Consider the following 12,049-nt stretch of genomic DNA (forward strand, 5'->3'; position numbering starts at 1 on the left):
AAATCCCGCCAATGCAGCTCAACGATCTGGCGATCTGTTGGCCACTGATGTTTCTAAAACGATCCGATAGTGAGCGTGAGCTCGCTGAAGGATCATCCTTAGAAAGGAGGTGATCCAGCCGCAGGTTCCCCTACGGCTACCTTGTTACGACTTCACCCCAGTCGCTGACCCTACCGTGGCCGGCTGCCTCCCTTGCGGGTTAGCGCACCGTCTTCAGGTAAAGCCAACTCCCATGGTGTGACGGGCGGTGTGTACAAGGCCCGGGAACGTATTCACCGTGGCGTGCTGATCCACGATTACTAGCGATTCCAACTTCATGGGCTCGAGTTGCAGAGCCCAATCCGAACTGAGACGGCTTTTTGAGATTTGCTAGGACTTGCGTCTTCGCATCCCATTGTCACCGCCATTGTAGCACGTGTGTAGCCCAGCCCGTAAGGGCCATGAGGACTTGACGTCATCCCCACCTTCCTCGCGGCTTATCACCGGCAGTCTCCTTAGAGTGCTCAACTAAATGGTAGCAACTAAGGACGGGGGTTGCGCTCGTTGCGGGACTTAACCCAACATCTCACGACACGAGCTGACGACAGCCATGCAGCACCTGTGTTCCAGGCTCCGAAGAGAAGGTCACATCTCTGCGACCGGTCCTGGACATGTCAAGGGCTGGTAAGGTTCTGCGCGTTGCGTCGAATTAAACCACATGCTCCACCGCTTGTGCGGGCCCCCGTCAATTCCTTTGAGTTTTAATCTTGCGACCGTACTCCCCAGGCGGAATGCTTAAAGCGTTAGCTGCGCCACTAGTGAGTAAACCCACTAACGGCTGGCATTCATCGTTTACGGCGTGGACTACCAGGGTATCTAATCCTGTTTGCTCCCCACGCTTTCGTGCCTCAGCGTCAGTACCGGGCCAGTGAGCCGCCTTCGCCACTGGTGTTCTTGCGAATATCTACGAATTTCACCTCTACACTCGCAGTTCCACTCACCTCTCCCGGACTCAAGATCTTCAGTATCAAAGGCAGTTCTGGAGTTGAGCTCCAGGATTTCACCCCTGACTTAAAGACCCGCCTACGCACCCTTTACGCCCAGTGATTCCGAGCAACGCTAGCCCCCTTCGTATTACCGCGGCTGCTGGCACGAAGTTAGCCGGGGCTTATTCTTGCGGTACCGTCATTATCTTCCCGCACAAAAGAGCTTTACAACCCTAGGGCCTTCATCACTCACGCGGCATGGCTGGATCAGGGTTGCCCCCATTGTCCAATATTCCCCACTGCTGCCTCCCGTAGGAGTTTGGGCCGTGTCTCAGTCCCAATGTGGCTGATCATCCTCTCAGACCAGCTACTGATCGTCGCCTTGGTGAGCCATTACCTCACCAACTAGCTAATCAGACGCGGGCCGATCTTTCGGCGATAAATCTTTCCCCGTAAGGGCTTATCCGGTATTAGCACAAGTTTCCCTGTGTTGTTCCGAACCAAAAGGTACGTTCCCACGCGTTACTCACCCGTCTGCCGCTGACGTATTGCTACGCCCGCTCGACTTGCATGTGTTAAGCCTGCCGCCAGCGTTCGCTCTGAGCCAGGATCAAACTCTCAAGTTGGACTTGAACTTTGAACCGGCTGATCACAACGTTTGACGAGGTCCCACCATACTCGCGAAGCGATTCACATCGCTTGCGAACTGACCTCAATGAAGAGGCCATGGTGTTACCTTTGAAACGTGTACCGCCGAAGTCTTTCGTCCGGTCTCGATCAGAAAAGCCGAAGCTTTTCAGAAGCGAGACCCGCAAGGACTCCGCCGTCCACGTTTCTCTTTCTTCATCTTCACTTGTCAAACAGCCCGGGACCGTGGAGGCCCCAACCTTCCTGGGAGGAAGGGCTCCGACACCCTTACCGACGATGAATGAACTCCAATCGACTGGTGTCGATTGTTGTGTCACTCAACAAGGTGAGGAGCATCAGTGGCGCGTTCGCTCGCCTTGGTCAGTGACCCGGCGGCGCCGCGCTCAGTGGTTGGGTTTATAGGCCCCACCTTCCGGGCTGTCAACGCCAATCGTCAACAAATCGTCGCACAGTGGATTGGCTGAAAAATTCGCGCGATTCCAGGCAGTTAGAAGGGCATGGGGCGCACGGACGGAGGTCGCGCGGAGAAAAAACTGAAAAAAAGTTTGCGCCCCTGCGGGCTCCGGAGGGGGCTTAGGAGGGCCTTGGTCGGGCGCTTGGTCGGGCGCCTGGACGGACGCTTGGGAGGCGGCTTGGGGCGCCCTTCCGAGGCGGCCTCCCGCGCCCGTTCCTTCAGGAAACTTTTTCCATATTTGGCGCCGTACTTGAGCCACAATCCCGCGGCGTTCTGATAAGAGACAAGCTTGAATCGCGGGGATGCCAGTGGGGGCTGCCGGCGGTTTTCATGGGGTCAGAGGAAGGCGATCTTGCAGATGACGCGGCCTTCTTCCGGCGTTCGAGAGACATCGAGAGACCTTTTTCCGTTTAGCTGTTCGTAATTTCGGCCGGCCCGTCATCGGGGCCTTCTGACCGCGAACGCCTATTCGGGCTGCCCTTTTCCTGCGATACGCCTCGAAGAGGGCGACCGGGAAGAGGCTCGAGGCGGGGCTTTTGGGTCGTTGATTTGGGGGACTTGGGTTGAACCACAGGACGTCACGCGGCGCTTACGGGCGTGAGACCGGGATCATCGATCTCGGCCACGAGCCGCCGCTGTCCGTCGATGGTTCTGAAGCCGCCGTCATCGATCGCCGCCGCGTCTCGGTACAATGGTTCAGCGGTACAATTCTGACCGGACTCTGCGGCGCGGCCCTGATCGGCGGCGCCGTTTTCGCGTCACTCGACGGCGAGATGACCTTCGCCAAGGTGCCGGAGCGGGTCGAAGGCGCGCTGCGCGGTGCATTCGGCGCAGCCGATCGCGCCGCCTCGCTGCACAAGAGCGACCGGCTGCCGCCGCCGAGCGAATCCACGGCTTCGCGCAACATCGTCCGCGTCTCCACGGTCGCCCGCGTCGGCAACCGCGACGTGATGCGGGTGCGCCCCTTCGTCCGCATCGCCGGCAATCTGTCGATGACGACGAGCGATCTGTCGGCGAAGATCCCGCCATTCAATGCCCAGCGCCTGCTCACCGACGTCGGCTCCGATCCGAAGACCGCCTCCGACGATCCGAACAATCCGGAAGCGGTCGAGCCCGACGCCGAGGTCTCCTTCGTCACCAAGGACCTGTCGCCGGTGCTGCCGAAGGCCAAGATTTCCGCGGTGGTGGCGCTCGACGACATCCTGATGCGGGTGCGCGATGCCGCCAATTGGCGCGGCAATGGCGGGGTGCGCTACGCCTCGCTCGCCAATGCCACCGCCGACGTCTCCGGCGCGACCGGCGCGTCCGACATGAAGATGGCCTACGCCACCGAAGTGTCGTCGGCCGATCCCTATGCCGGCTTCGAGACGCGCGTAGTCCCGGAAAACGTCACGCTGCTGCCCAAGACCAAGGAGCAGATCACCGGCGGCAATCCCAACGGCGAACGCGTCCACATGGTCAAGAAGGGCGACAGCGTCGCTGGCGTGCTGCGCGATCTCGGCGCCACCGCCGACGAGATCAAGGCGATCACCGCAACGCTCGGTCCGCGCGGCCGCGACGGCGGCCTGAAGGAAGGCGAGAAGCTCCGCATCCTGATGGCACCCGCAAGCCCCGGCGCCCGCCTGCAGCCTTATCGCGTGGTGGTTGCAAACGACACCATGGTCGAAGCGATCGCGGCGCTGTCCGATCTCGGCAAATACGTCGCGGTCGACGTCTCCAGCATGAACACCGTCGCGGACGCTGCGGCCAACCCCAACAGCGACGACGATGACGACGATGACGGCTCCGGCGTGCGGCTCTACCAGAGCATCTACGAGACCGCGATGCGCAACAAGGTGCCGATGCCGGTCATCGACGACATGATCAAGATCTATTCCTACGACGTCGATTTCCAGCGCAAGGTGCAGCCGGGCGATTCCTTCGACGTGTTCTACGCCGGCGAAGACGAGGGCGTGACCGCGAGCGAAAAGAACGAGGTGCTGTTCGCTTCGCTCACCGTCGGCGGCGAGACCAAGAAATACTACCGCTACCAGAGCCCCGACGACGGCGTCGTCGACTACTACGACGAGACCGGCAAGAGCGCGAAGAAGTTCTTGGTCAGGAAGCCCGTCAACAACGCCATCATGCGCTCCGGCTTCGGCGGCCGCCGCCATCCGATCCTGGGCTACGTGAAGATGCACACCGGCGTCGACTGGGCCACCGCCTACGGCACGCCGATCTTCGCCTCCGGCAACGGCATGATCGAGAAGGCCGGCCCCGAGGGCGGCTACGGCAAATACATCCGCATCAAGCACTCCAACGGCTACGAGACCGCCTACGGCCACATGTCGGCCTTCGCCAAGGGCATGGAAGTCGGCAAGAAGGTGCGGCAGGGCCAGGTGATCGGCTTCGTCGGATCGTCGGGCCTATCGACCGGCCCGCACGTCCACTACGAGATCCTGGTCAACGGCCGCTTCGTCGATCCGATGCGCGTGAAGCTGCCGCGCGGCCGGTCGCTGGAGGGCCCGATGCTGGCGAGCTTCGAGAAGGAGCGCGACCGGCTCGATGGCATGATGAGCGGCCGCGGCGGCGCCATCGCCCGCATGTCGGACGCAACCGGCGGGCCGCTGCAGGTCATCAACCGCTAAGCCAGCTGAGTGGACTTCGTGGCGAGGCGGCTTGCCGCGTCACCTCAGGTGCCGCGCGTTCCATTCCTTCATTCAATTTCGCTGGAACCGCAAGGAACACGCTGGACGGTGGCCCGGTTATTTTCGCATGAGGGGGCGGAGCTAACGGAGGAATGTCATGGAGAATTGGACGAACGCAAAATGGTGCGACGTCGCGAACCTGATCCTCGGCGCATTCCTGTTCTTCTCGCCCTGGATATTCGGATTCGATGCCGGAGTAGCCTCTCAGAACGCGTATGTCGCGGGCATTGTCATTGCGATCCTGGCCATCGCGGCGCTCGCAGCCTTCGCGGTGTGGGAGGAGTGGCTTAACCTGATCGTCGGCCTGTGGACGCTTATTGCGCCTTGGGTGCTCGGGTTCCAGGGCGCCAAGACGGCAGTGACGGTGCACGTCGTGGTCGGCATCCTGGTGGCCGTGCTTGCTGCGGTCGAACTCTGGATGATGTCCCAGAACCCGCCGCGGCTGACGACAAGCCGGTAGCAGGCGAAGCCCCGTCCGCACCACGGCGCGGGCGGGGCCATTATGCAGATATCACTTCCGCCGTATCCGGCAATTCGGCGCCGGAGAGCTACGGCAGCGCCCACGCCCGCACGATCACGAAGACGATCCCGATCGCCGTCAGGCCGAACGAGACGGCCGCCAGCGGCAACAGGACGTCGATCGCGGCATGCGAGCCGCGAAGTCTTGCTCCCCAGACCTTGAATTCGCCGGCCTCCCAGTCGTGCAGTGATGTCGGCCCCAGATGCGGCTCGTACGGCATCCGATACCTCCTCCAGAGCCGCGAAAGGGCCCAGGGCAGCAGGATCGCGACTACGAACAGCAACGTGACGAGGCCGAGGGAAAGACTGACGTCGCTGCTGCGGTCAAACAGCACCCAGGCCATGAACGCGAACCATACGACAAGGCCGACCGCTGCCCCGTAGATCTTGGGATGAAGCTCGTCAAAGACACGATGATTGTGGGCGACAAGATCTTGTTTCATGGCAAATATCCTGCGCTGCTCTGGGGCAACCCCAGTCCACCGCACCAGTTTCATCAAATCGAAGGGTTCCGACGCCCCTCGGCGGGCTGGGACGATGGAACTGTTGGACGCCCAATCGCGATTGCCGCGCGGCCACTTGCTGGAAGGCCCGATACGCAAACCACGAAAGACCGCGGCGGGCTCGAAGCGATGATGAGCGGCCGCAACGGCGCCATCACCCGGATATTGAATGCGAGTTGGATGCGACGCGAGTGCTGTGTCTCTGACGTCTGATTCACTCAATGTCATTCCGGGCCGCAACGAAGTCGTGAGAGCTATGAAGCGCAATTGCGCATCATAGAATCCATTTACCTCGCGTACTCTGTGGCCCAATGGATTCCGGGCTCCCTCGACCCCGCTCGGGCCCGGAATGACGGAATGAACTGTCGGAATCACAACACCAGTGAAATGAAGTCGCTTCAGTGCGTCACAACGTCAAGTTTCGTTTGCCAAAGCCGTGTGATGGGCGAATACTTTCCGAAAAATGGGAGGTCTCGCCATGAAGAACAGGCTCGCCTGCGCAGCTCTGGTTGGTGCAATTTTTTCCATCACGAGCGCATCGGCCGAGACATTGCCGGCAACCTGGAAGGTCACCAAACTCGTCCCGGGCTCCGCATTCCACGGCGTACATGGGCTCGGCATCGACAAGGCCGGCCATCTGTTCGCCGGCAGCGTCGCGGGCGCCGCGCTCTACGAGGTCGACATTGCCGGCGGTACCGCCAAGGTTGCAATCCCCGCTCCGATCGGAATGGCCGACGACATCGCGTTCGCGCCCGACGGCACCATGGCCTGGACCGGCTTCCTCGCCGGCGATCTCTATGCGCGCAAGGGCGACGGCCCGATCAAGAAGCTTGCCTCCGGTCTTCCCGGCATCAACTCGCTCGCGTTCCGCAAGGACGGCAGGCTCTACGCCACCACCGTCTTCCTCGGCGACACGCTCTACGAGATCGACGTAGAGGGCGTCAAACCGCCCCGCCAGATCATGGAGAAAATGGGCGGCCTCAACGGTTTCGAGTTCGGCCCGGACGACAAGCTCTACGGTCCGCTCTGGTTCAAGGGACAGGTCGCAAAGGTCGACGTCGACAAGGCCGAGCTGACAGTCGTCGCCGACGGCTTCAAGGTCCCGGCCGCGGTGAACTTCGATTCCAAGGGCAACCTGTTTGTGGTCGACACCGCGCTCGGCCAGCTCGTCCGCGTCGATCCCAAATCGGGCACCAAGACCATGGTCGCGCAACTGAAGCCGTCGCTGGACAATCTCGCGATCGACGACAAGGACCGCATCTACGTCTCCAACATGGCCGACAACGGCATCCAGGAGGTCGATCCAGCGACCGGCCAGGCGAAGCAGATCATCAGCGGCAAGCTGGCCCTGCCCGGCGGCATTGGCGTCACCTCGGATAATGGCAAGGATACGATCCATGTCGCCGACGTATTCGCCTATCGCACGGTGGACGGTGCCACCGGCGAGGTCACCGAGAAGGCGCGCATGCACGCCGCCGGCGTCACCCTCGAATATCCGATGAGCGCGACGGCGAAGGGCAACGACGTGGTGCTGTCGAGCTGGTTCACCGGCACCGTGCAGGTGATCGACGGCAAGACCGGCGCAACGCGCGACATGCTGCACGGCTTCAAGGCCCCGCATGACGCGATCGTGCTCGCGGACGGCAGCATTCTGGTGGCCGAGCTCGGCACCAAATCGCTGGTCAAGGTGAGCGGTGAGCATGGCAAGGATCGCGCCACGCTGATCGGCGATCTCGAGGGACCCGTGGGTCTCGTCGGCGGCTCGGACGGCGAGGTCTACGTCACCGAAGCCTTCTCCGGCGTGGTCTCCCGGATCGACCAGAACGGCGCAAAGACCGTGCTCGCCAAGGAGCTGAAAATGCCCGAAGGCATCGCGCGCGCCAGCGACGGCAAGCTGATCGTGGCGGAAGTCGGCGCCAAACGATTGATCGAGATCGCGCCGGAGACCGGCAAGGTGACGGAGATCGCGGCCAATCTTCCGATCGGCCTCGTGGGCGCGCCCGGCGGCCTGCCGACGCATATCCCGACAGGCGTCGCGACCGGCGCAAGCGGCGTCATCTACTTCAGCTCGGACGTGGAGAACGCGATCTACAAGGCGGTGAAGAAGTAACATTCGCCGGGCAAAACATGACCGGGAACCCACGCGTGGGGTCCCCGGTTAGACGCTGACGGAAGCTGAGCAGCAGGAGGATCGCCCATGACGCGCCTCTCACGTGACGACGTCGTCAAGGCCGTTGACCGGGCCGACGACGTCACCATTGCCCAGATCATCGGAACCGGCGCGACCGTCGAGGAACTCGCCGAAGCCCAGGCTTGGCTCGCCAATGACGAGCCGATGATCAACGATCTCCGTCCGCTGGCGCAGGGACGGGTGCGGGAGCTCGTGGATATTCTTTCGGAGCTCGAGCAGGTTGACGACGAGGAAGGTCCGGCCTCTCCGGGCTCCGCGTCCGCAGCAAGCTAGCCAATATCCCACCAAACAATTCGCCCCGGAGAGGTGAACCTCTCCGGGGCGGCTTGTTGTTTCAGGCGGCAGAAGCGATCAGTTCAACTTCCGCTTCGACACCGGCGCCTCAAACTGGGCGATCTCCGCGGTTTGCGGCGCCTTGCCGTTGAAGGTCAGCACGTTGCCTTCGGACGAGATCGCAACGCTGTCGCCGTCCCTGACGTCGCCGGCCAGGATCATCTCGGCGAGCGGGTCCTGGAGGTGACGCTGGATCACACGCTTGAGCGGGCGTGCGCCGTAGGCAGGATCCCAGCCCTTGGCCGCGAGCCAGTCGCGCCCTACGGCATCGAGCGTCAGCACGATCTTGCGATCGGTGAGCAGCTTCTGCAGCCGCGCGAACTGGATCTCGACGATCCGGCCCATCTCGCTCTTCTGCAAGCGGTGGAACAGGATGATCTCGTCGACGCGGTTGAGGAATTCGGGGCGGAAATGCCCCCGCACCATTCCCATCACCTGCTCGCGCACGGCCGAGGTGTCCTCGCCTTCCGGCTGGTTCACCAAAAATTCCGAACCGAGGTTCGAGGTCATGATGATCAGCGTGTTGCGGAAATCGACGGTGCGGCCCTGGCCATCGGTCAGGCGGCCGTCGTCGAGCACCTGCAACAGGACGTTGAAGACGTCGGGATGCGCCTTCTCGATCTCGTCGAACAGCACCACCTGGTAGGGCCGGCGCCGCACCGCTTCGGTGAGCGCGCCGCCCTCGTCATAGCCGACATAGCCCGGAGGCGCGCCGATCAGACGCGAGACCGAATGCTTCTCCATGTATTCGGACATGTCGAGGCGGACCATCGCGGTCTCGTCGTTGAACAGATACTCGGCGAGCGCCTTGGTCAGTTCGGTCTTGCCGACGCCGGTGGGCCCCAGGAACATGAACGAGCCGGTCGGCCGGTTCGGGTCCTGCAGGCCTGCACGCGAGCGGCGCACGGCGGTTGCCACCGCACGCACGGCCTCGGCCTGGCCGACGACGCGCTTGCCGAGTTGGTCCTCCATCTTCAGGAGCTTCTCCTTCTCGCCTTCCAGCATCTTGTCGACGGGCACGCCGGTCCAGCGCGAGACCACCTGCGCGATGTGGTTGGCGGTAACCGCCTCCTCCATCATCTCGCCGGCGTTCTCCTTAGCCTCGATATCCGCGAGCTTCTTCTCGAGCTCCGGAATCCTTCCATAGGCCAGCTCGCCGGCCTTCTGGAATTCGCCGCGCCGCTGGGCGTTGGCCAGCTCGACACGCAAGCCGTCGAGTTCGGCCTTCAGCTTCTGGGCATCGGAGAGCTTGCTCTTCTCCGCGCTCCAGCGCGCCGTCAGCGCCGCAGACTTCTCCTCGAGCTCGGCAAGATCCTTCTCCAGCGTCTGGAGCCGGGTCTTGGAGCCGGGATCGCTTTCCTTCTTGAGCGCCTCCTGCTCGATCTTGAGCCGGATGATCTCGCGATCCAGCGAATCCAGCTCTTCCGGCTTGGAATCGACCTGCATCTTCAGCCGCGCCGCGGCCTCATCCATGAGGTCGATCGCCTTGTCGGGCAGGAAGCGGTCGGTGATGTAGCGATTGGACAAGGTCGCGGAGGCCACAAGCGCGGAATCGGAGATCCGCACGCCATGGTGCTGCTCGTACTTGTCCTTCAGCCCGCGCAGGATCGAGATGGTATCCTCGACCGACGGCTCGCTGACGAAGATCGGCTGGAAGCGCCGTGCCAGCGCCGCGTCCTTCTCGACGTGCTTCTGGTACTCGTCGAGCGTGGTCGCGCCGATGCAGTGCAGCTCGCCGCGGGCGAGCGCCGGCTTGAGCAGGTTGGAGGCGTCCATCGCGCCGTCACCCTTGCCGGCGCCGATCAGCGTGTGCATCTCGTCGATGAACAGGATGTAGGTGCCCTCGCTCGCGGTGACTTCCTGGAGCACGGCCTTGAGGCGCTCCTCAAACTCGCCGCGGTATTTCGCGCCGGCAATCAGCGCACCGAGGTCGAGCGAGAGCAGCTTCTTGTCCTTCAGGCTCTCCGGCACGTCGCCATTGACGATGCGCAGCGCGAGGCCCTCAGCGATGGCGGTCTTGCCGACGCCGGGCTCGCCGATCAGGACCGGATTGTTCTTGGTCCGGCGCGACAGCACCTGGATGGTGCGGCGGATCTCCTCGTCGCGGCCGATAACCGGGTCGAGCTTGCCGTCGCGCGCCGCCTGGGTCAGGTCGCGGGCATATTTCTTCAGCGCGTCATAGGCGTTCTCGGCGGTCGCAGAGTCCGCGGTGCGGCCTTTGCGCAGCGCCTCGATCGCCGCGTTGAGATTTTGTGGGGTGACACCGCCCTTGTTGAGGATCGTGCCGGCCTCGCTGGTCTTCTCCAGCGCAAGACCGAGCAGCAGCCGCTCGACCGTGACAAAGCTGTCGCCGGCCTTCTCGCCGGCCTTTTCGGCCGCGTCGAAGGTACGGGCGAGCTCGGGCGCCAGATAAATCTGACCGGCGCCGCCGCCGGAGACCTTCGGCACCTTGTTCAGGGCGTCCTCGGTCGCCTTCAGGATTGCGCGGGAATTGCCGCCGGCTCGGTCGATCAGACCGGAAGCCAGCCCCTCAGTGTCGTCCAGCAGGACCTTCAGCATGTGCAGGGTGGAGAACTGCTGGTGCCCCTCGCGCATCGCAAGCGACTGCGCGGACTGGATGAAGCCCCTGGAGCGTTCGGTGTATTTCTCGATATTCATGTCTTTTCTATCCCTCGGCCTGCCCCTGGGGCCCTCTAAGGCACCCCAAATGGCATCTTCACTGGGTTTCCGATTACCGCATTGACGTTTCTCAACCGGTAACGGGTCTCTTTTGCCGGCGTGGCCGCCGGCCTGAGGCAAATGTGGGAAGCGGGTTGCGGATGCGAAAGAGGCGAGTTCACAATTTCGTGCGCTCATGGGCCGCTTGGCGCGGGCCCGTCGAATCCCCTAAGTAGCGGCATGACAGCCAGCCGTACCGCCGAGATTACCGGCCTCTACCGCTACCCGATCAAGGGCCTGACCCCGGAACGCCTGACCCGCGTCACCTTGCGGAGCGGCCAGACCCTGCCCGCCGACCGCCGCTACGCCATCGAGAACGGGCCGAGCGGGTTCGACCCGGAGGCGCCGCAGTGGAAGCCGAAAATCCAGTTTCTGATGCTGGCGCGCAATGAGCGGCTGGCCTCCCTCGAGAGCCAGTTCGAGGACGCGACCAACCGCCTGACCATCCGCAAGGACGGCCAGATCGTCGCCAGCGGCGATCTCGAAACCGCTGCCGGCCGCGCCGCCATCGAGAGCTATTTCAGCGAGAACTTTCAGCCGGAGCTGAAGGGACCGCCGAAGGTCCTGTCCGGCCGCGACCACAGCTTTTCCGACGTCGCCCGCAAGGTCGTGTCCATCATCAATCTCGACAGCGTCCGCGCCATCGAGACCATGCTGGGCGGCGCCGCAGTCCACCCCCTGCGCTTCCGCGCCAATCTCTACCTGAAGGGCTGGCCGGCCTGGTCGGAGCTCGACCTCGTCGGCCAGACGCTTGCGATCGGTGATGCCCGGCTGAAGGTGGTCAAGCGCATCGTCCGCTGCCCGGCCACCAATGTCGACCCCGTCACAGCAAAGCGCGATCTCGAAATCCCGCCCACGCTCTCGCGCAATCTCGGCCACATGGACTGCGGCATCTATGCCGAGGTGATCGAAGGTGGCGAGATCGGCGTCGGCGATGCGGTCGCGGTGGAAGAGCCGAAGCTGGTGTGACGAGGCACCGCTGCCGTAGGGTGGGCAAAGCGAAGCGTGCCCACCGTTCCTGCTAGCGAACG

7 protein-coding genes and 1 rRNA gene are annotated in these 12,049 nt (G+C 62.9%); 5 read left to right on the forward strand and 3 right to left on the reverse strand.

Going from position 1 to position 12,049, the window contains the following annotated elements; all coding sequences use genetic code 11:
• Window positions 1-102: 102 nt before the first annotated feature.
• Window positions 103-1,591: ribosomal RNA gene (locus BLV07_RS25460) — 16S ribosomal RNA — on the reverse strand.
• 1,039 nt (window positions 1,592-2,630) lie between these two features.
• On the opposite strand from BLV07_RS25460, the gene BLV07_RS25465 reads away from it, so the two are divergent.
• Together BLV07_RS25465 and BLV07_RS25470 are read left to right on the forward strand one after the other, a co-directional pair.
• Complete coding sequence (locus tag BLV07_RS25465; protein WP_091891180.1) at window positions 2,631-4,694, forward strand: M23 family metallopeptidase; 2,064 nt, start codon at window positions 2,631-2,633, stop codon at window positions 4,692-4,694.
• Between the two features lie 157 nt (window positions 4,695-4,851).
• Entirely contained in the window at window positions 4,852-5,214 is a 363-nt protein-coding gene (locus BLV07_RS25470; RefSeq protein ID WP_091891183.1) for an SPW repeat protein, read from the forward strand.
• Window positions 5,215-5,302: 88 nt separating this feature from the next.
• Here BLV07_RS25470 and BLV07_RS25475 read toward each other — a convergent pair whose 3' ends face one another.
• The gene (locus tag BLV07_RS25475) at window positions 5,303-5,716 is read right to left on the reverse strand and encodes a hypothetical protein (protein ID WP_091891186.1); all 414 of its coding nucleotides are present in this window, start codon (window positions 5,714-5,716) and stop codon (window positions 5,303-5,305) included.
• A gap of 538 nt (window positions 5,717-6,254) precedes the next feature.
• Between BLV07_RS25475 and BLV07_RS25480 the strand changes: the two genes are divergently transcribed.
• Together BLV07_RS25480 and BLV07_RS25485 are read left to right on the forward strand one after the other, a co-directional pair.
• Window positions 6,255-7,886, forward strand: coding sequence for a Vgb family protein (locus BLV07_RS25480; protein ID WP_091891189.1), 1,632 nt, complete (start codon window positions 6,255-6,257; stop codon window positions 7,884-7,886).
• Between the two features lie 87 nt (window positions 7,887-7,973).
• Window positions 7,974-8,240: a hypothetical protein gene (locus BLV07_RS25485; protein WP_091891192.1), complete on the forward strand. Its 267-nt coding sequence runs from the start codon at window positions 7,974-7,976 to the stop codon at window positions 8,238-8,240.
• Window positions 8,241-8,318: 78 nt separating this feature from the next.
• Here the strand turns inward: BLV07_RS25485 and clpB are convergent, their stop codons facing one another.
• Window positions 8,319-10,958 (reverse strand): ATP-dependent chaperone ClpB, encoded by a 2,640-nt coding sequence (gene clpB / locus BLV07_RS25490; RefSeq protein WP_091891196.1) that lies wholly within the window; start codon window positions 10,956-10,958, stop codon window positions 8,319-8,321.
• A 240-nt stretch (window positions 10,959-11,198) separates the two neighbouring features.
• Between clpB and BLV07_RS25495 the strand changes: the two genes are divergently transcribed.
• Entirely contained in the window at window positions 11,199-11,987 is a 789-nt protein-coding gene (locus tag BLV07_RS25495; RefSeq protein ID WP_091891199.1) for an MOSC domain-containing protein, read from the forward strand.
• Window positions 11,988-12,049 lie beyond the last annotated feature (62 nt).

Origin of the sequence: Bradyrhizobium sp. Rc2d (genome assembly GCF_900099855.1) — a bacterium.
GTDB lineage: Bacteria > Pseudomonadota > Alphaproteobacteria > Rhizobiales > Xanthobacteraceae > Bradyrhizobium.

Excerpts from the sequence above, each read along its gene's own strand:
- BLV07_RS25470 (WP_091891183.1), top strand. The coding sequence starts at position 4,852 with ATGGAGAATTGGACGAACGCAAAATGGTGCGACGTCGCGAACCTGATC.
- BLV07_RS25475 (WP_091891186.1), bottom strand. The coding sequence starts at position 5,716 with ATGAAACAAGATCTTGTCGCCCACAATCATCGTGTCTTTGACGAGCTT.
- BLV07_RS25480 (WP_091891189.1), top strand. The coding sequence starts at position 6,255 with ATGAAGAACAGGCTCGCCTGCGCAGCTCTGGTTGGTGCAATTTTTTCC.
- BLV07_RS25485 (WP_091891192.1), top strand. The coding sequence starts at position 7,974 with ATGACGCGCCTCTCACGTGACGACGTCGTCAAGGCCGTTGACCGGGCC.
- clpB (WP_091891196.1), bottom strand. The coding sequence starts at position 10,958 with ATGAATATCGAGAAATACACCGAACGCTCCAGGGGCTTCATCCAGTCC.
- BLV07_RS25495 (WP_091891199.1), top strand. The coding sequence starts at position 11,199 with ATGACAGCCAGCCGTACCGCCGAGATTACCGGCCTCTACCGCTACCCG.